18 protein-coding genes are annotated in these 18,441 nt (G+C 61.6%); 12 read left to right on the top strand and 6 right to left on the bottom strand.

Translation table 11 applies throughout. The annotated features are described in order from the left end of the window. The first annotated feature begins 120 nt into the window (after positions 1-120). Positions 121-990, top strand: a complete 870-nt coding sequence (locus C451_RS12415) for a DUF7537 family lipoprotein (RefSeq protein ID WP_007741051.1) — start codon at positions 121-123, stop codon at positions 988-990. 4 nt (positions 991-994) lie between these two features. On the opposite strand, the gene C451_RS12410 is transcribed toward C451_RS12415, so the two are convergent. Beyond that, positions 995-2,404 (bottom strand): FAD-binding oxidoreductase, encoded by a 1,410-nt coding sequence (locus tag C451_RS12410; RefSeq protein WP_007741050.1) that lies wholly within the window; start codon positions 2,402-2,404, stop codon positions 995-997. A gap of 118 nt (positions 2,405-2,522) precedes the next feature. On the opposite strand from C451_RS12410, the gene C451_RS12405 reads away from it, so the two are divergent. Beyond that, on the top strand, positions 2,523-3,788 hold the full coding sequence (locus C451_RS12405; RefSeq protein WP_007741049.1) for an AI-2E family transporter: 1,266 nt from the start codon (positions 2,523-2,525) through the stop codon (positions 3,786-3,788). Positions 3,789-3,833: 45 nt separating this feature from the next. Then, complete coding sequence (locus tag C451_RS12400; RefSeq protein ID WP_007741048.1) at positions 3,834-4,802, top strand: quinone oxidoreductase family protein; 969 nt, start codon at positions 3,834-3,836, stop codon at positions 4,800-4,802. Here the strand turns inward: C451_RS12400 and C451_RS12395 are convergent. Together C451_RS12395 and folP are read right to left on the bottom strand one after the other, a co-directional pair. Next, on the bottom strand, positions 4,799-5,491 hold the full coding sequence (locus C451_RS12395) for a 6-hydroxymethylpterin diphosphokinase MptE-like protein (RefSeq protein WP_007741047.1): 693 nt from the start codon (positions 5,489-5,491) through the stop codon (positions 4,799-4,801). The genes C451_RS12400 and C451_RS12395 overlap by 4 nt on opposite strands. Beyond that, entirely contained in the window at positions 5,488-6,306 is an 819-nt protein-coding gene (gene folP / locus C451_RS12390) for a dihydropteroate synthase (protein WP_007741043.1), read from the bottom strand. The genes C451_RS12395 and folP overlap by 4 nt, the downstream gene beginning before the upstream one ends. Positions 6,307-6,469: 163 nt before the next feature. Between folP and C451_RS12385 the strand changes: the two genes are divergently transcribed. Continuing rightward, entirely contained in the window at positions 6,470-6,922 is a 453-nt protein-coding gene (locus C451_RS12385; RefSeq protein WP_080503540.1) for a type I restriction enzyme HsdR N-terminal domain-containing protein, read from the top strand. Between the two features lie 102 nt (positions 6,923-7,024). On the opposite strand, the gene C451_RS12380 is transcribed toward C451_RS12385, so the two are convergent. Next, entirely contained in the window at positions 7,025-8,305 is a 1,281-nt protein-coding gene (locus C451_RS12380; RefSeq protein ID WP_049913102.1) for an IS4 family transposase, read from the bottom strand. 118 nt (positions 8,306-8,423) lie between these two features. Here C451_RS12380 and C451_RS12375 point away from each other — a divergent pair, with 118 nt between their 5' ends. From C451_RS12375 to C451_RS12365, 3 genes are all read left to right on the top strand, one after another. Beyond that, complete coding sequence (locus C451_RS12375; RefSeq protein ID WP_007741037.1) at positions 8,424-9,602, top strand: hypothetical protein; 1,179 nt, start codon at positions 8,424-8,426, stop codon at positions 9,600-9,602. An 88-nt stretch (positions 9,603-9,690) separates the two neighbouring features. Continuing rightward, the gene (locus C451_RS12370; protein ID WP_007741035.1) at positions 9,691-10,185 is read left to right on the top strand and encodes a hypothetical protein; all 495 of its coding nucleotides are present in this window, start codon (positions 9,691-9,693) and stop codon (positions 10,183-10,185) included. Further along, a complete protein-coding gene (locus C451_RS12365; RefSeq protein WP_007741033.1) occupies positions 10,185-10,925 on the top strand; it encodes an RNA methyltransferase in 741 nt (246 codons plus the stop codon). The genes C451_RS12370 and C451_RS12365 overlap by 1 nt, the downstream gene beginning before the upstream one ends. On the opposite strand, the gene C451_RS12360 is transcribed toward C451_RS12365, so the two are convergent. Continuing rightward, the gene (locus C451_RS12360) at positions 10,926-11,606 is read right to left on the bottom strand and encodes a helix-turn-helix domain-containing protein (protein WP_007741031.1); all 681 of its coding nucleotides are present in this window, start codon (positions 11,604-11,606) and stop codon (positions 10,926-10,928) included. 109 nt (positions 11,607-11,715) lie between these two features. Here C451_RS12360 and dnaJ point away from each other — a divergent pair, with 109 nt between their 5' ends. From dnaJ to C451_RS12350, 3 genes are all read left to right on the top strand, one after another. After that, entirely contained in the window at positions 11,716-12,909 is a 1,194-nt protein-coding gene (gene dnaJ, locus C451_RS12355) for a molecular chaperone DnaJ (RefSeq protein ID WP_007741029.1), read from the top strand. Positions 12,910-13,238: 329 nt separating this feature from the next. Continuing rightward, positions 13,239-13,388, top strand: a complete 150-nt coding sequence (locus tag C451_RS22935; RefSeq protein ID WP_007741028.1) for a hypothetical protein — start codon at positions 13,239-13,241, stop codon at positions 13,386-13,388. 44 nt (positions 13,389-13,432) lie between these two features. Then, entirely contained in the window at positions 13,433-14,554 is a 1,122-nt protein-coding gene (locus C451_RS12350) for a pyridoxal phosphate-dependent aminotransferase (RefSeq protein ID WP_007741027.1), read from the top strand. Positions 14,555-14,605: 51 nt separating this feature from the next. On the opposite strand, the gene C451_RS21125 is transcribed toward C451_RS12350, so the two are convergent. Further along, positions 14,606-15,712, bottom strand: a complete 1,107-nt coding sequence (locus C451_RS21125; protein ID WP_161605863.1) for a DUF4238 domain-containing protein — start codon at positions 15,710-15,712, stop codon at positions 14,606-14,608. Between the two features lie 272 nt (positions 15,713-15,984). On the opposite strand from C451_RS21125, the gene C451_RS12345 reads away from it, so the two are divergent. Next, entirely contained in the window at positions 15,985-17,415 is a 1,431-nt protein-coding gene (locus C451_RS12345; RefSeq protein ID WP_007741012.1) for a sugar porter family MFS transporter, read from the top strand. 135 nt (positions 17,416-17,550) lie between these two features. After that, a complete protein-coding gene (locus C451_RS12340; protein WP_007741011.1) occupies positions 17,551-18,402 on the top strand; it encodes a UbiA family prenyltransferase in 852 nt (283 codons plus the stop codon). Positions 18,403-18,441: the final 39 nt, after the last annotated feature.

Raw genomic sequence — 18,441 nt, 5'->3', positions numbered from 1 at the left:
TCAACCGATCAACCAAAACAACCATGAGCTGTGACCTCACAGTCGAGGCTACCAGAGGCAAAGTCTAGAGGACTTTGCGACGCGACCAAGTATTTGCCGGCTGTCGTGTCATTGTATGCAATGCGGAAGGCGATTCTCGTCGGACTGTTCGCGGCGGCGCTCGTCCTCGCCGGCTGCAACGGGTTCGCGCTGGGTGGCGACGAAACCCCGGCCCGGACGGTGACACCTGCGGCCGTCCCGACCGACGAGCCGACGCCGACGGCCGTGTCGCGGCTCGCACCGGGACTCACAGGGCAAGGTGTGACCGACGCGTTCGCGCTCGGTGAAGCCCACGCGTCCGTTCTCGACGACACCTCCTACTCCCTGCACGAGGAGTTCGCCGTCGAATATGCGAACGGCACCGCCTACAATCGGGGTTCGACCGACGCCCGACTCGCGGCCAACGACAGTCGGTACTACGTCCGGCAGAATGCCTCCGGATTGCTCTTCGGTGGTGGCGCGTTCACCAGGAAAATCTGGTCGAACGGCGAGCGCGTCCTCGTGGCCGACACGACGAACAACAATACATCGTATGACTCCCCATCGAGCGTCGAGGGCGAACCGGTACGACCTCGGGAGGCACTTTCCCTCGATCCGACGAAACGCCAGCAGCTGTACGCCTATCTCGGCTCGGTCGAGACTCGCGTGACCGGGACCGAGACGCGAAACGGAACGACGCTCCACCGCGTCGAGTCGACGACCGTGACGAATCCGGCCGCCTTCGAGATCCAGTGGATGAATCCACGGGACCTCTCGCTCGTCGCGTTCGTCGATTCGCGCGGGCTCGTCCACGAATACCGACTAAACTATACGGCGTCACTCGACGGCACTCCCGTCGACGTTCGCCGGCACGTGCGCTACACGAACCTCGGAAACACCACCGTCGAGCGCCCCTCCTGGTACGATGCGGCCATCGCAAACGTTTCGACCCCTACGACGACTGCTGGCTGAGTTTTTACTCGACTCGCAGACGCTCGCCGTCGGCGGTTTCGAGAAAGATCTTGCCGGGGTTCAGCGTGTCCTTCGGATCGAGCGCCCGCTTGATCGCGCGCATCGTCTCGACGCTGCCCTCACCGTGTTCGGCGACCATGTACTCGCGTTTGCCCCGGCCGACGCCGTGCTCGCCGGTCGCAGTACCACCGAGTTCGATGGTCCGCTGGACGACGGCGTCGGAGATCTCGCGACCGGCTGCGAGTTCGTCCTCGTCGTTCGGATCGACCAGCACGTTGTAGTGGACGTTGCCGTCGCCGGCGTGGCCGAACGTCGTCACGTCGAGTCCGTGCTCGTCGCCGCGCGCCTTCGCATACCGGACGATCTCGGGGAAGTGGCTGATCGGCACGGTGATGTCACCGGGTTTGGCCGGGCGGCGCGGTGGATCGTAGGCGATCATGGCGTTCGCGAGGTTCCGTCTGGCGTCCCACAGCTCGTCCATCTCGTCGCCAGCGGCCATCTCGAAGCGGTCGGCATCGTAATTTTCGAAGATCTCGCGGCAGGCTTCGATCTCGGCCTCGACGTGATGGTTCGCGTGAAATTCGAGGAAGACGGTCGGAACGTTCGGCAGGTCGGTTCCGGAGTAGGCGTTGGCGATCTTCGTGCTCAGCGGGTCGATGAGTTCGATGGTGGCCACGTCGACGCCAGCCTGCATCGTCGCGGCGATCGCCGCGGCGGCCGCATCGAGATCGTCGAACGTCGCCCGCCCGCCGCGGATCTGTTTCGGTCGGCGGGCGAGTTCGAAGGTCACGCGCGTGACGACCGCGAGCGTCCCTTCACTGCCGACGAGGAGATCGGTCAGGTTGTAGCCACTCGACGTCTTGACCGCCCGGCTCCCGGTCTCGATCACCGTGCCGTCGGCCAGGACGGCTTCGAGACCGAGCACCCAGTCACTCACTTCGCCGTATCTGACTGTCTTCGCACCGCTGGCGTCGTTCGCGACCATCCCGCCCACGGTCGAGATGTCGCCCGACTGTGGCAGCGGGGGCAAGAACAGTTCCTCGTCGGCGACCGCGTCGTTCACCGCCGACCCGAGCACGCCGGGTTCGACGTCGATCTGGAAGTCCGCCGGCCGGACGTCGAGTACTCGATCCATCCGCGTGCAGTCCATGCTGATACCCTCAAAGGCCGGCAGTGCGTTCCCCTCCAGCCCCGTGCCCGCCGCGTACGGCGTCACCGGCACCTCGCGCTCGTTGGCCGCGGCGAGCACCGCGCTCACCTCTTCGGTGGATTCGGGCCAACAGACCGCATCGGGTCGCACGCGCTCGTCGTCCGGCGTTCCCCAGTCGCCCGCGTGGCCGTCGCGGTCGTCGTCGCCGAACGACACCTGCTCGCCGGCGAGATGGTCGGTGAGAAACGAACAGTCGTACGCCATGTGTTGGGTTCACGGGTGTCAGGCATAAAACTCCGTTCCGAGCGGACAGGTGTCGTCGGTCCCGACGATGGACTGGTTCGCACAACGACTTTTTACCCGTTCCGGCTCTGTTCGCGGCATGGCCAGCCTGCTCGGCGACTACGACCGCTCGCGGATCCCGGTCTGGCTCATGGCGGTCGTCTTCTCGCTCGCCCTCTCGTTCGTCGTCTGGCGGTATATCGGGACGTTCGTTCTCGGACTGTTCGTCTACTACATCACGCGCCCGATCCACCGCCGGCTCGGCGATCACGTGCCGACGTCGACCCTCGCGGCAGCGGTCTCGTTGACGACGGTCGCGCTGCCGGTGATCGTACTCATCGGCTACACACTCTACGTCGGGACGTTCCAGCTCGCTGATATCGCCGAGAGTGCGAACCTCCAGCCCGTGCTCGACGCGCTCGAACCGTACGTCGAGAACGCTGGCGTCGGCACCGAGCCACAGGCCGTCATCAGCTCGGCGATCGAGAGCCCCCAACAGTTCCTGAGCGGCGGCGTGATCGACGCGATCACCGAGGCCGCGACGCCGCTGTTCGCGTATCTCGGCGCGTTCGGCAACGCGCTCATCCACCTGTTCGTCGTGCTCGCGCTCGCGTTCTACCTCCTGCGCGACGACCACAAGCTGGCGGCGTGGTTTCGCACTCAGCTCGCCGGCGAGGGGACGCCCGTCTACGCCTACCTCGACGCGGTCGACCGCAACCTCAAGACCATCTACTTCGGCAACATCCTGAACGCCTTCTCGACGGCGATCCTCGCGGCGATATCCTACAACCTGCTCAACGCCGTCAGCCCGGCCGGCGTCGCCGTGCCCTCGCCCACGTTGCTGGGACTACTCACCGGCGTCGGCAGCCTCGTGCCGGTCATCGGCATGAAGATCGTCTACGTCCCGGTCGCGCTGTTGCTCGGCATCGAGGCCGTTCTCGTCAGCCCCGCGCTGCTCTGGTTCCCGCTCGTCTTCGCGGCCGTCTCGCTGGTCATCGTCGATACGATCCCCGACCTCGTGCTCCGACCCTACGTCTCCGGCCGGGATCTCCATACCGGCTCGGTGATGATCGCCTACATCATCGGCCCACTCCTCTTCGGCTGGTACGGGCTTTTCCTCGGGCCGCTCTTGCTCGTGCTGTTCGTCCATTTTGCCCGCATCCTCCTACCGGAGCTCGTCCGTGGCGAACCGCTCACCGCGCGGGCGACGGCGGGCAACCCGCTCCACCCCTCCAACGAACTCTCCGTCCCTGAACCGGAACCGGTCGATCCGGCGGACGAGTCGAACGCCGAGACCGATGGCGCAGGGCCTGTCGACGAGGGGTCGTCACGATCGCCCGACGACGGGACCGAGCATAGCGAATAAACCACGCCCGGATGGTTTATCCGGGTAGACCCCTAACCATCGGTGATGAAGGCCGTAGAAATCACCGAATTCGGCGACAGCGACGTCATCGAAACGACCGAGCGCGACAGACCGGAGCCCGACGACGGCGAGGTGCGCGTCGCCGTCGAGGCGGCGGGGATCAACTTCGCGGACATCATGCAGCGCCGCGGTCACTACGTCGGCGGGCCGGAGCCGCCCTACGTGCCGGGCATGGAAGCTGCTGGCACCATCGATGCGGTCGGCGACGGCGTCGATCGCGAGGTCGGCGAGCGCGTGGTCGCGATGACCGACGCGGGCTACGCCGAGTACACCACCGCCGACGCCGCCGGACTGTTCGACATCCCGGAGTCGATGAGCTTTCCCGAAGCGGCGGGCTTTCCCGTCCAGTTCCTGACCGCCCACAACACGCTGTTCGAGTGGGGTGGGCTGGAAGCAGACGAGCGCGTATTGGTCCACGCGGCCGCTGGCGGCGTCGGCACCGCCGCGACACAGCTCGCGAGCGAGGCCGGTGCGGAGGTCTTCGGCACCGCGAGCACACGGGACAAACTCGATCTCGCCGAGCGCCTCGGGCTCGATCACCCGATCAACTACACCGAGACCGATTTCGCCGAGGCGGTGAACGACGCCACCGACGGCGAGGGCGTCGATCTCGTTCTCGACGGGATCGGCGGCGACACCACGACCGAGAGCCTCGACTGTCTCACCCACTTCGGTCGGATGGTGTCGTATGGTGCGGCGAGCGGCGAGCCCGGCTATCCCGACACGAGCACGCTGCTGTTCAACAACTACACCATCCACGGCTACCATCTCGGCCAATCGATGCAGCGCGCGCCCGAGCGCGTTCTCGATGCCGTTCCGCATCTGACCGAACTGCTCACGAGCGGCGAACTCGAAGTGATCGTCGGCGAGACGTTCCCGCTGGCCGAGGCCGCCGATGCTCACGAGTATATCGAGAACCGCGAATCGAGCGGGAAGGTCGTTCTCGAACCCTAATCGACCGGCAGCACGCTCGTGTCGATACCGTCACGCCGCCCGTCGAGAACTGAAAACCGCTCGTCGCGTCGGTGTTCGAGCCAGTAGAGCAGTCGTTCGGCCCACACGAGTTTCCGTTTCTTCATCGGGGCCACCGATCCGTCGTCGAAATTCCAACCGACGAACTCCAGACTACTCGCCCCACAGTGATCGGCCAGAAAGGCCGCACGATCCCCGTCGGTAAATCCACCGAAATTCACCACCGGGCCGGCGGGCGCGGCTTGGGTCGTGGCGAGCACGTGCTCGGCGTCGAGGGTCGGCACGATCTCCTCGACCAGCGGACCGTTGTCGCCGTGGGCGTGGACCGCGACCGGTGTCCCCGCTGCCGTGAGCGCTCGCACCGTTTCCGGATTCTTGTCGAGATCGGTGATCATGCAGTCGACGGCGATACCGCCCTCCTGGAGACGATCGACGGCGGTCGAGGCGGCGAACACGCTGTCGTCCGTCGTGTTCACTCCATCGAGATCGGTTTCGAGCGACGGGCCGGCCCCGGCGATCACGACCGTCTCGCCCGTCACGTCGAGTCGATCGAGGGCGAACGGGCCGACGAGATCGGCGAGGCGGTCCCGGACGTGTTCGTCGCTCGCGCGGTCGAAGCCGAAATCGGCGAGAATCGCCTCGTAGACCGGTTCCCACGTGGCGAAGTTCATCGCAGCGCGGCTCTGTCGCCGAGCGCGTCGCCGATGCGGGCCGCATCGCGGGTTTCGGAGACGTCGTGAGTGCGGATCACGTCCGCGCCGCGTTCGACGGCCAGCGCCGTCGCGGCGAGGCTCGCTGGCAGTCGGTCGTCCGTCTCGCGATCGACGATCTCGCCGAGGAAGTTCTTCCGGTTGATCGAGACCAGCATCGGGCGGTCGATGGCACCGAACTCCGCGAGTCGGCGGAACGTCTCGCGGTCGTCGGCGAGGGTCTTGTCCTCGCTCCAGCCGCCGAACGCGGGGTCGATGATCGTCTTGTCGGTGAGCCCCTCGGCGAGCGCGTCGTAGATCTCGTCGACGTCCGCGAGTGCGCCCGGTCGTTCGAGGTCCGGCGGACTCGCCATCTTCACCACGGCCGCATCGCGCGCCTCGCAGACGCGGGGCAGTTCGGGATCGGCGAAGCCACAGACGTCGTTCACCATGTCGAAATTCGCGTCGAGCGCCGCCGCGGCGACCTCGTGGTATCTGGTCTCGATCGAGAACACCGCCTCCCCCGTGACGCGATCGATCGTCTCGATCGCCGTGTCGAGTCGCTCGCGCTCCTCGGCGGCCGAGAGCACCTCGAAGCGCTTGTTGGCCGATTCGAGCCCCACGTCGACGATCTCCGCGCCCTCGTCGATGAGTTCGTCGACGTAGATGGCGGCGTCGGCGGGGTCGGCGAACACGCTCGGCTCGTAGGGCGACTGGTCGCTGACATTGAGCACACCCATGATCCGCGCTGGGTGTCCGTCGCCGATCGGAAGACCGGCGGCCTCGACGGTCTGCATAGCGAAACTTCTATCTCATAATACAAAGCCGGCCCGGTCCACTCGTGAATCATGTAGTGTTCTGAATACCCTATGAAAAACTATTCAATAACCGATCACAATCTATGCTTCTGATGCATACGTCCTATCACTTAATAAGATGGAGAGGAACAAATAGACAAGTATGGCAGGAAGCGATGTGAGTCAATATATCGATCGATCAAAGCGTCTTCTAGAATCTTCCGAGATGAACGAGAAGAATGTTGAATTCAAAATCATACAGCCTCTGATTGAAATTTTGGGATGGGATTTGTACATGGATGTAGAGTCTGAATATACTGTACAAGTTGGAAGCAAACGATATCGGGTAGACTATGCACTCTCTGTTGGCGAAGCACCGGATATTTTTGTAGAGGCCAAAAGCAGCAGCAGTAATCTGAACGGGGAATATCAGGATCAGCTTACGAGCTATATGCACCAAACGGGAACAGACTGGGGACTGCTAACTAATGGAAATAGATTTCAGATTTTAAAACTCAATGTCGAGTCTAAACTAGCAGACAACAGCGTTTTAGCGGAATTTTTTATAGGTGATATAGAACAAGAGCATCTGTCTTTAGCTAACTCCAGCGATTGACTGAGTGGCGGTAGCGAACCGTTCTTGGAGGATCGGGCGCTCCTGATGGATTTTCTGTGCGTCGGCAGCCATTCGGTCTAACAGCGGCGGGGNCATCTGTCTTTAGCTAACTCCAGCGATTGACTGAGTGGCGGTAGCGAACCGTTCTTGGAGGATCGGGCGCTCCTGATGGATTTTCTGTGCGTCGGCAGCCATTCGGTCTAACAGCGGCGGTGGCGAGTAACCGAGGTAGTCGCTGAGTCGCTTGAGGATCCGCTGGGCGTGCGACCGGAAGGTCGCCGCCCAGCGTTCCGGTGGGAACACCGCCTCATCGTCCGCGTGCTCGATCACCAGTTCCAGCAACTCACGGCTCACCAACAGCGTCAGCACCGCCGCATACAGCAGAATCTCCACTACTGCAGGGTTGCTCGTGTCGAATTCGTCGAGATCGTACAGCGTCTTCAGCTCGCGAAACAACAACTCTACCGCCCACCTGCAGCGGTACATCGTCGCTATATCTGCCGGCAGGAACCACTTTCTCGGGAGATTCGTGATGTAGAAGTGGTAGTCGTCGGCGTCCTCGTTACGGACGCCGACGACGCGGAATCGCTTCGTATCCCATGATCGCGTGCCCGCGTACAACCCGCGTCTGAATTCCACCTCAACCTCGACGTCGACGTGTTTGCGGTGGAGATCCTCTGCAATCTCGAAAACCTGCTCTCCTTCCAGCGGAATGGCGCGTCCGCGCCATTCGCGCAGTTCTTCGACGATCTCTGGCTTGGTATTGCGCTTGAGACGGCTCACGAAGTAGCCGCCGTTCTCGTCGATCAGCGCGAAGCGGCGGAACTTGAAATACGCTAAATCGAGGAGTAGCAACCGCCCTTTCAGCCACGATCCCGTCTTGAACTCGGTGCTGTCGTGGGGACGTTCGCCGGTGATGGAGAGCTTCTCGATGGTTCGATCGGTGACGTTGTGGAGCAGGTGGAGCTTCGCTCCAGCCTGCTCCTCGCGTCGTCCCTGATACTGCTCTTTCAGGAACCGATGTAACCGCAGAACAGTTGCATCGGCGATCATCACGTCTCTGAATTGGTCGAACTCGTCACTAACGGTGTGCGGGACAGCGACCTCGTCGAGCGCGAACTCGACGAGGTCGCGGAGATATGCAGCGAACAGCGGCGTCAGCCGCTGGTAGAAACCGCCGGGTGAGAGCGTCTTGTCGGCAGTAGCGTTGTAGGCACGACGGAACGCGGCAAGTGTTCGGCTTTCGCCTGCGGCGAAGCCGAACACAAGCGCCCAGACCATTGCTGGAACCTGGAATTTGCCGTCGCGTTCGACCACGCCGACTGCCTCGGCGTGGTCTTCGAGAGCCGTCGATGGAAAGAGCGTAGTGAGCCGGCGTTCAATTCGNTCGTCGCTCACACCGAACTCCTCCTCATTCCTTTCAGGAACCGACTTCGCTTCCAGCCGCAGTCATGCGATTCCGCTCTTAGCTAAAGACGAATGAGAACAAGAGTGGAATACTATGGAAGTACTCTCAAAAGAGATGATCCAATCCGGAGAATCATATCGCCTTGCAGAAGAACTGGGTACAAAGAAAAAAGCTCTACAAGAAATTGAAGAGAACAAAGAAGAAATATCATTAGATATCTCCGAAATTCTAGCAGAATGGTCTGACGACACACTTTTTAACGAATTTGAGAAAGAATCTGCCCTCTTTATAGAGAATATGCTACAGAGACTCCGAAACGAACCATCCGATGCTGAAATGCCAAGTTCTATCAATGATATTTTGGAGATTCTAGGTCCAAAGCTCCCTGGGCGGACTGACGAAGTGCGAAGCAAACGAGCGGAAATCATTCTCTCTGCGTTTGATTTCCTTCGTCAAAATGAGACAGCGAACAGAAATGAAATCGGACAGATCCTCTTAGAAAGGTACCCAAATGTGCTTTCGGGGGAAACATCCGAATTCGAGCGTCATTGGGTGAATTATATTCGCGATTCGTTAGCAGACCTCCCTCGAATTGAGCAGCCAGCAAGAGGTGCAGCCCAACTATGGCGGTACATTCCCTCCGATTTGGCAGAGAAACTACGTATAGACGATGTTAATGAGTGGATATTGGATTTGGACGATGTTCCTGCTGGAAGTAAAAAATCGATCGAGCATCAACAAGCGATGATCCAGAAGTCATATAATTACATACGAGACGTTGGAAAGGCCGATAAGGACGATATCAAAGCAGCCCTCCCTGATTATACTGCTCACTACCAGCGGTTCAATGGATTCTGGAGCTATTGCTTGAGAGAAGCACTCGCCGAAGCAGACGATATTGAATCTCCAGTATCAGGTCATCAGTATTGGTACTATATCGGCGGTGATGATGGGGAATTAGAAGATGAATTAAACATTGAGATTGATGACTGGGTATTGAATGAGGATATACCTGGTGAACAGCACACGAAAAAGCAACGGCAATCGTTACTGCAGTTTGCGTATAATTATGTCAAAGCATCTGGCGAAGCAAGGAAGATGGATGTTGAGCAGCATTTCAAGAGTACCATACCAGAACAAACTGGAAAGTACAATACCTTTGATGGCCTATGGTCATATCTACTGAAGGATGGTATAAGCAATGCACCTAGTATTACGGTACACAAGTCTGGTAAGTCCGGGCCTGCAACCTACAAATACGTAGGAAAATAGATTTCGGTAACGATATAGTCAGCAGCTATATTTACTGGACATCCTCAAAACACGCGCGACTTTTAGGCGCAACCGTCGTAGCCGGGGTATGGGAAAGGTCAATATCGCGCTGCGCGGCTGGCGATTCGACGAGGCCGCGGTGTTCACCGACGACGGCGATATCAAACCGATCGACGAGATGGAACCGACGACCAGGGAACGGATCGTCAGGCTCCGCCAGCTCATCGACTCGCCGTGTCACGCCTGCTGGCTCGTCCACGGCGACAGCGAGCTCGACGCCTGCAACGACGCGGCCGCCGTCTACGGCGAACCCCTGAGCGAGGTCATCCTCTGCGAGGAGCACGAACCCGACTTCCTCTACTGGTTTCGCGAGCAGGGCGGGGCCGACTACCGCGGCGAGCCGGAGCTCCAGGACGCCTTCCACGAGTGGTTCGCCGACGGCGGGCGCGCACCCGACGACTACGAGCCAGTCGAGCACGTCGACACCGATCCGACGGCAGTCCCGTCGGTGTCGGGAACCGGGTCGGCGGCCGATGCCGAACAGGAGGCCCAGAGCGTGGACCTCGACAGCCTCGACCTCTGATGGGGGTCGCCGTCGCCGTCGTCGATGCCGAGACGCCGGGCAACGTCGGGACGATCGCGCGGGCGATGAAGAACTTCGGGTTCAGTAGTTTGCAACTCGTCGACCCACCCGATCTCGATCCCGACGGCGAGGCCTACGGTTTCGCCGGCCACGCCCGCGAGGACGTCCTGCCGAACCACGACGTGCTCACGTTCGACGAGCTGGTCTCGGAGTTCTACACGGTGGGATTCACCGCCATGACCGGCCGTGACGAGGGGCGACACGTCCGCTATCCGTTCAAGACGCCCGCCGAACTCGTCGAGCATCTCGCCGACGTCGAGAGCGACGTCGCGCTCGTCTTCGGGCGCGAGGGCACGGGACTCTCGAACGAGGAGTTCGCCCGCATCGACGAGGTCTGTTCGATCCCGGCCAGCCCCGACTACCCGGTGCTGAACCTCGGCCAGGCGGCCACGGTCGCGCTCTACGAACTGCGGGAGCTCACGCTCGACGAGATGCACCATCCCGACCGCCACGATCGGGCCGACGAGCGCGCGCTCGAAGGGCTGTACGAGCAGTTCCAGTCGTTTCTGGCTGCCATCGAGCGTCCGGCGGAGAAACGCGCGAAGACCGAGCGCATGCTTCGGCGCGTGCTCGGGCGTGCCCACCCGACGGGGCGTGAGGTCACGACGCTGCGCGGACTGTTCCGTCGAGCGGAGATGCAGATCGATCGTGCGCGGGACAAGGAATCGGACCGAGACTGATTACAGATCCGGCGTCGCTTGCGGTTCGGTCTCCTCATCGTTGACGATCAGCGTGCTTTCGACGAGGTTACCGTGTGCGCGCCGGAACCGCTCCGAGAGCGCCTGATGGGAGATATCGAGCTCGTCGGCGAGATCGGCGACCGAGAGATCGCGCGGCACCTCGTAGTAGCCGTGCTCGAACGCCGCGTTGAGCGCCTCGGCCTGCTCCTCAGTGAGGCCGAATCGGGCATGGCGTTCGTTTTCCATCGCGTAGATGGCGTCGACGTCGATGTCAATGTCGTGTTCCCGACAGAAGTCGTACGTTCGCGACAGCGAGTCGCGGTCGGGAAAGAGCAATCTGAGCTGCCAGCGACCTCGCTCGCTTTCGGCGTTCAGCACGGTCGCCTGCTCTTCGAGAAGCGCGTGGACGACGAACTGGACGCGAGCGACCCACTCCATCCGGTAGAGCCACTCGCCGTCGAGATCGGAGAGTCGCTCGACGTTGTCGACGCTCGCATCCGCCGCGAAGGCGTCTTCGAGCGCCTCACGGTCGGGCGCGCTCGCCCAAACGAACGGCATGACACGGTCGGCGTCGTGAGCGACGACCCGCTCAACGTCGAAGGTCGCCTCGGGTACTCGTTCGATGGTCTCGCCGAGCGCGAACGTCTCGGCAGCGACCGATAGCTCGCCGATGGTGCTCATTTACCCATTAATGAGCTACGCGTCCGAATAACTATTTCCCTCGCGCGACACCGCGAGTGCGAGCGTCGAACCCGTTCTGTTGAAGTGTCCGAAGCCAGTATACGGGGTAATGAGTGAGGATTTCTACTCGGTGCTCGGCGTCTCGCGCGACGCCGGCGAGGACGAAATCAAACAGGCCTATCGCAAGAAGGCCGCCGAGTACCACCCCGACGTCTCCGACGATCCGAACGCCGACGAGAAGTTCAAACAGGCGAAGAAGGCAAAGGAGGTGCTCACCGACGACCAGAAACGCCAGGCCTACGACCAGATGGGTCACGAACGCTTCGAGCAGGCCGAAAAACGCGGCGGGTTCGACGGCGGCGGTGCGGGACGGGGCGGCGGCATGGGCGGCATGGGCGGTGCCGGCGGCGACCCGTTCGGCGGGATGGGTGGCGGCGGCATGGGCGGTGGCGGTCTCGGCGACATCTTCGAGCAGTTCTTCAATGGCGGTGGCGGTCGTGGCGGCGGTGGTCAGAGCGGCCCACGACAGGGCTCCGATCTCCGAACCGACCTCACGATCGAACTGGAGGAGGCCGCCGCGGGCGCGGAAAAACAGTTCACCATCACCCGGCCCGAGACCTGCCCGGACTGCGAGGGATCGGGCCATCCCGAAAGCGCCGATGCCGAGACCTGCCCGCAGTGTGACGGCCGCGGCCAGACGACCCAGGTCCAGCAGACCTCGCTCGGTCGGGTCCAGCAGACCCAGACCTGCCGGCGCTGTGGTGGCGACGGCACGCTCTACTCCGAGGACTGCTCGACCTGTGGCGGCGACGGCCAGGTCCGCAACGAGGCCAGTCTCTCGGTCGAGGTTCCCCCCGGAATCCGCGACGGTCAGACCCTCCGGATGGAACGCGAAGGCGCACCCGGCGAGAACGGTGGTCCCAATGGCGATCTCCTCATCGAGATCAGCGTGCGCAAACACCCCGAGTTCGATCGCGAGGGCGACGACCTCGCCCACCGCGCGGCCATCTCCTTCCCGCAGGCGACCTTCGGCGCAACGATCGAAGTACCCACCCTCGACGGCACCGTCGAGATGGACGTCCCCGCGGGCACCCAGAGCGGCGAGACCTTCCGCCTCGAAGGCAAGGGCATGCCCCGCCTGCGCCGCCGCGGCACCGGCGATCTCTTCGTCCGCACGCAGGTCGTCACCCCGGAGGAGCTGAACGAAGACCAGCGCGACGCGCTCGAAGCGTTCGCCGAAGCCGGCGGCGAGGAGATCGAGGTCGAGGAAGGGTTCTTCGAGAAGCTCAAACACTCACTCTGACCCACTTTTTTGCTCCTCGGGTGCGCTCGCCTACGGCTCGCGCACCACTCGTCGCAAAAACCTGGACTAAAAAGAACCGCTCACTCGGCCTTCGGCCTCGTTCGCGGCGAACCGCGCTCGCTACGCTCGCGCGGATACAAACCGCCTCCGCTACTGCACAGCACCGCCGAAGCCCTCGGCGCGCGCTCACTTCGTTCGCTACTCACTCGCTTCGCTCGTTCGCGCGCCTCGCCCTTCATCCACCAGGACCGCACCGCAACCGCGGCCGCGCGGCCGGCAGGCGCACGGCGAGCCACCGAGTATAACCGTCGGCGAGCGCTGATGTCGACATGGCAGAGACAGAATCCGCTGTCGAGACGTTTCTGGACCGTGCGGATGCGGTCTTCGAGGATTACGAGAACGGCTACGTGGACCCTGATGCAGCGCTGTCGACGCTCGAATCGCACGTCGACACGCTGCGCGAGGATCTCGAATCGTAGCGAAAACCTGCACAGTTATCGCATCTCGGGCCGCGAGTAGTGATATGACCGACTTCTCGGACCGGGTCGAATCGGTCGCCATCAGTGGCATCCGCGAAGTGTTCGAGGCGGCTGGCGGCGACGCCATCAACCTCGGCCTCGGACAGCCCGACTTCCCGACGCCCGACCACGCACGGCAGGCCGCCGTCGACGCCATCGAGAGCGGCGCGGCCGACGGCTACACCTCGAACGCCGGCATTCCCGACCTCCGCGCGGCCGTGAGCGACAAACACGCTCGGGACAACGATCTCGACGTCGATCCGGACGAGGTGATCGCCACCGCCGGCGGCAGCGAGGCGCTCCACCTCGCGATGGAGGCCCACGTGAGTTCGGGCGAGGAGGTGATCGTTCCCGATCCCGGCTTCGTCTCCTACGCCGCACTCACTCACCTCGCGGGCGGCGAACCCGTCCCGATCGAACTCCGTGACGACCTCACGATGAGCCCTGCGGCGGTCGAGGAGGCGATCACCGACGACACCGCCGCGTTCGTCGTCAACAGCCCCGCCAATCCCACCGGGGCCGTCCAGAGCGAGGAGGACATGCGCGAGTTCGCCCGGATCGCCGACGAACACGACGTGCTCTGCATCTCGGACGAGGTCTACGAGCACATCGTCTTCGAGGGCGAACACCACAGCCCCATGAAATTTGCCGAGACGGACAACGTCGTCGTGGTGAACGCCTGCTCGAAGACCTACTCGATGACCGGCTGGCGGCTCGGCTGGGTCGCGGCGAGCGAGCGCCGCACCGACCGCATGCTCCGCGTCCACCAGTACGTCCAGGCCTGCGCGAGCGCGCCCGCCCAGTACGCCGCCGCGGCCGCCCTTTCGGGCCCACAGGATCCCGTCCACGAGATGGTCGATGCCTTCGAGCAGCGTCGCGACGTCCTGCTCGACGGACTCAACGACGCGGGTCTCGACACGCCCACACCCGAGGGCGCGTTCTACGCGATGCCCGACGCACCCGAGGGCTGGGTCGACGAATGTCTCGATCGCGGCGTGGTCGTCGTCCCTGGCGAAGCCTTCGGCGACGGCGGCGAGGGCTACGCCCGTATCTCCTACGCGACGGGCATCGAGGAGCTCAAAGACGCCATCGAAATCATGAACGACGCCGCGAGCGCGGTCCGATAATAGAAACCATATAGAATCAACGACATAAACTTTCTATCATTTCACTCTGTTCTATCCAGATGATGTGTTTTGGGCATTTTCCTTCGCTGCCTCAATTTGTTTTTCAACTTTACGTGCAAGAGCCGGCGATCGCTTGACCTCATGCTCTACATCTACAACTTGTTTGATGAATGGAAGCCGCGGTGAGAAATCCGGAACCCTAGGTCCGGACATGAGTATTGGGTTATCCCTATCTATTTCTGGAATTCCGTTTTCGTGCCGTTCAAATTGTGCAAAATCCGCACTTATCGATTCAGACAGTCGGTCCTGAAGTGATTGCATTTCGTCTTCCGAATCATTCTGGCCATAGAAAATGTGTCTATCGGCATTGATTAGCTGTGTTCCGTTGAGATCATTCACAATTTGTGGTGAATCGACTTGGACTAGTTGAGAGTCCTCGTCATCGTGCTCTATACGATAACAGGCCGGATCATATAAGTGTAGCAATAGATCAGCGGACAATGGCAAGAACACCTGTAGTCCGCGATTTTGAATACCAAGCAAAAATTTCTCTTGTTCGGATTTGAACCGACGATTGTCCAGATAGACGGGATGATCAGAGAATACAAATTCGGAGTCGGTTTGATTCTCAATGAGCGAGATTCCCATGTCAAAAAGTATGTTCGGTCCAGCTAATGCATGAAGCATACTGCTAGAATGCAGCCAATTGTGGTGCTTGAACTCCATGTTGATTTCACCGTTTTCAACGGCTTCCAGAGCTGAAACATCTAATTCACCAGCTTCGACACCGGTTCGAGTTACTTCTTTGAATATCCAGTCTTTGATCTGCTCTCCTTCGGATCTTGTAGATTTGGTCCGAGCGGCTTGGAATCGTACGAAAATGCAAAGATGATACAAATCATCCCGAGTTAGATTGTCTACGGATCGATCTGTTCGAAGTGTTTGTAGGAGCGTTGCGTGCCGTCCCTCCAATCCACTTAGTGCGCGTTCGTGCTCACCATCCTTATCGTAAAAGTAGTCCTCTGAACATAGATTAGAGATATTTGTCGGTGGGAACTCACTTTGTCGGTCTAAGTTGTATGTGGAAACCCGATCATTGTTGGCCCAACCACGCATATAGAACTGAGGAACAAAATGCTGGTTTTTGTATTCTGGCATAGATAATGATAGCAAGTTAGAGTATATAAGATTTACAGCCATCTTGCCCATGTCGTATTTGTTGATACCGCCGATGCTCCGACAGACGGGTGTCTTTATCGTGATATGTTGTGGTCGATACTGAATACTATATCATAATATATTACTCGAGTTCGTGTTAATGTCTGTGTAATGGTTCGTCGAACAGACCGACCGAGAGGTGCTTTGTGTAATCGAGACCATCCACAGCGGAATCGTCGAGATCGAGTCCGCCCTATGGCCGGTGGTTGTCGATGAACGTCGCCGACAGGCTGCTCAACGCCGAGCGCGAACACAGCACCTTCGTCTACGTCATCGCCGCCATCGCCGCGCTGAACGGGCTGCTGTTCGGCTTCGATATCGGCGTCATCTCCGGCGCACTGCTCTATATCGATCAGACGTTCACGCTGTCACCGTTTCTGGAGGGAGTCGTCACCAGCAGCGTGCTCGTGGGAGCGATGATCGGCGCGGCAACCGGCGGAAAGCTGGCCGATCGGTTCGGCCGTCGTCGGCTGACGCTCGCGGGTGCGGCCGTCTTCTTCGTCGGCTCGTTCGGGATGGCGCTGTCGCCGACGATCGAGTGGCTCGTCTTCTGGCGGGTCGTCGAGGGTACCGCCGTCGGCGTCGCGTCGATCGTCGGCCCGCTGTTGATCTCGGAGACCGCACCCTCCGACATCCGCGGCGCGCTCGGCTTCCTCCAGCAGCTGATGATCACGATCGGCATCCTGCTGGCGTACGTCGTCAACTACGCCTTCGCCCCCGAGTTCCTCGGCATCACCGGCTGGCGCTGGATGCTCTGGTTCGGCGCGGTCCCCGCCACGGTGCTGGCGATCGGAACCTACTTCCTGCCCGAGAGCCCGCGCTGGCTCATCGAGCACGACCGGATCGAGGAGGCGAAAAGTGTGCTCTCGCGCATCCGCGATACGGACGACATCGACGACGAGATCGAGAACGTCCGCGAGGTCAGCGAGATCGAGGAGAAGGGTGGCCTCTCGGATCTGCTCGAACCGTGGGTTCGCCCGGCGCTCGTCATCGGCGTCGGTCTCGCGATCATCCAGCAGGTCAGCGGCATCAACACCGTCATCTACTACGCACCGACGATCCTCAACAACATCGGGTTCAACGATATCGCCTCGATCGTCGGGACGGTCGGCGTCGGCGTCGTCAACGTCCTGCTGACGGTCGTCGCCATCCTCCTGGTCGATCGCGTCGGTCGGCGGCCGCTGTTGCTCGTCGGCACCGCCGGGATGACCGTGATGCTCGGGATCTTGGGTCTCGGCTTCGTCCTCCCGGGGCTGTCGGGCGTCGTCGGCTACGTGACGCTCGCGAGCATGATCGGCTACGTCGCCTTCTACGCGATCAGTCTCGGCCCGGTGTTCTGGCTGCTCATCTCGGAGATCTACCCGCTTCGCATCCGTGGGACCGCCGAGGGCGTCGCCAGCGTGTTCAACTGGGGCGCGAACTTCCTCGTTGCGCTGACCTTCCTCCCGCTGATCGACCGGCTCGGCGAGGGACTCTCGTTCTGGCTGCTCGGCGGGTTCTGCCTCATCGCGTTCGTATTCATCTACGCGCGCGTCCCCGAGACGATGGGGCGCTCGCTCGAAGAGATCGAGGCCGACCTCCGCGAGAGCGCCATCGTCGGCTCCGATAGCGAGGAACGGCCGGATTCCGTGACGAACGACTGACGATTCCTGCGATCGTAGCCGTTTCTCTCCCGCTCATTTCTTCTCCCTTCGTCAGAGAAGAGCCACCAACATCGCCCGATGTGACGGATCGACGACTGCCCATACAACTATGTAACTGACAGTTCTACTGTGGGCATGGCTATTGCGCGCCACGGCGACGGGATCGGTGGCGAGTTCGCCGCGCTCGCCTCGCAGGTCCATCCGGTGTTCATGTTGCCACCGCTCGCCGCGTCCTGGTTCGGCGCGGTGCTCGCGCCGTCGCTCCTGCCGCAGATGGCGTTCGTCCACATGCTGGCGATGTTCTTCGCAGTCTACACCGCTCACGTCAAGGACGGCTACGTCGATTTCTACCTCCGTAGCGAGGACGACGATCACCCGCTGACGATGGCTGGCTGTCGCCTCGGGCTCGCGCTCTCGACGACGGGCTTTGCGCTCTGTACCGGCTGGCTCTGGCTCGCGGTCGGGACGGGTGCGGCGATCGTGACCCTGCCGACGTGGTTCATCGCCTACCTGCACGCACCCCAGCTCGATACCAGCCCGATCGGCGCGACGCTCGGCTACCCGCTCGGCATCGCACTCGCGATCGTCGGCGGCTACTACGTCCAGACAACGATGATTTCGGCCCCGCTGCTCGCCTTTGCGGCGGTCTTCCTCGTGCTCCTCTCGGGGATCAAGGTCATCGACGACGCGAAGGACTACGACTACGACCGTTCGATCAGCAAGCGCACCGTCGCGGTGGTGCTCGGTCGCGAGCGCGCCCGCCGGAGCGCCCACGCCCTCATCGCGCTCGCGCTCGTTGGCGTGCTCGCCGGCGCGATTCTCGGGCTGTTCCCGCCGAGCACCGCCCTCGCCGCCATCGCCTTCGCCGTCGTCGCGCTCGCTACCCGCCGGTTCGAACCGCAGCGCGCGACCGAACTACTCATGCGCGGCTCGTACCTGTTTCTGGCGCTGCTCTTTCTCGCCGTGCTCGTCCGTCCGCTGTCGTGAGTCGGTCGCCGGCATCGTCTCTCATCCGTGGGGATTGCG

Source organism: Halococcus thailandensis JCM 13552, assembly GCF_000336715.1.
Lineage (GTDB): Archaea > Halobacteriota > Halobacteria > Halobacteriales > Halococcaceae > Halococcus > Halococcus thailandensis.
The sequence above is the reverse complement of the archived record's forward strand: the minus strand, read 5'-3'. Positions and strand labels throughout refer to the sequence as shown.

Coding starts and splice junctions, on each gene's coding strand:
- C451_RS12415 (WP_007741051.1), top strand. CDS start 121: ATGCGGAAGGCGATTCTCGTCGGACTGTTCGCGGCGGCGCTCGTCCTC.
- C451_RS12410 (WP_007741050.1), bottom strand. CDS start 2,404: ATGGCGTACGACTGTTCGTTTCTCACCGACCATCTCGCCGGCGAGCAG.
- C451_RS12405 (WP_007741049.1), top strand. CDS start 2,523: ATGGCCAGCCTGCTCGGCGACTACGACCGCTCGCGGATCCCGGTCTGG.
- C451_RS12400 (WP_007741048.1), top strand. CDS start 3,834: ATGAAGGCCGTAGAAATCACCGAATTCGGCGACAGCGACGTCATCGAA.
- C451_RS12395 (WP_007741047.1), bottom strand. CDS start 5,491: ATGAACTTCGCCACGTGGGAACCGGTCTACGAGGCGATTCTCGCCGAT.
- folP (WP_007741043.1), bottom strand. CDS start 6,306: ATGCAGACCGTCGAGGCCGCCGGTCTTCCGATCGGCGACGGACACCCA.
- C451_RS12385 (WP_080503540.1), top strand. CDS start 6,470: ATGGCAGGAAGCGATGTGAGTCAATATATCGATCGATCAAAGCGTCTT.
- C451_RS12375 (WP_007741037.1), top strand. CDS start 8,424: ATGGAAGTACTCTCAAAAGAGATGATCCAATCCGGAGAATCATATCGC.
- C451_RS12370 (WP_007741035.1), top strand. CDS start 9,691: ATGGGAAAGGTCAATATCGCGCTGCGCGGCTGGCGATTCGACGAGGCC.
- C451_RS12365 (WP_007741033.1), top strand. CDS start 10,185: ATGGGGGTCGCCGTCGCCGTCGTCGATGCCGAGACGCCGGGCAACGTC.
- C451_RS12360 (WP_007741031.1), bottom strand. CDS start 11,606: ATGAGCACCATCGGCGAGCTATCGGTCGCTGCCGAGACGTTCGCGCTC.
- dnaJ (WP_007741029.1), top strand. CDS start 11,716: ATGAGTGAGGATTTCTACTCGGTGCTCGGCGTCTCGCGCGACGCCGGC.
- C451_RS22935 (WP_007741028.1), top strand. CDS start 13,239: ATGGCAGAGACAGAATCCGCTGTCGAGACGTTTCTGGACCGTGCGGAT.
- C451_RS12350 (WP_007741027.1), top strand. CDS start 13,433: ATGACCGACTTCTCGGACCGGGTCGAATCGGTCGCCATCAGTGGCATC.
- C451_RS21125 (WP_161605863.1), bottom strand. CDS start 15,712: ATGCCAGAATACAAAAACCAGCATTTTGTTCCTCAGTTCTATATGCGT.
- C451_RS12345 (WP_007741012.1), top strand. CDS start 15,985: ATGAACGTCGCCGACAGGCTGCTCAACGCCGAGCGCGAACACAGCACC.
- C451_RS12340 (WP_007741011.1), top strand. CDS start 17,551: ATGGCTATTGCGCGCCACGGCGACGGGATCGGTGGCGAGTTCGCCGCG.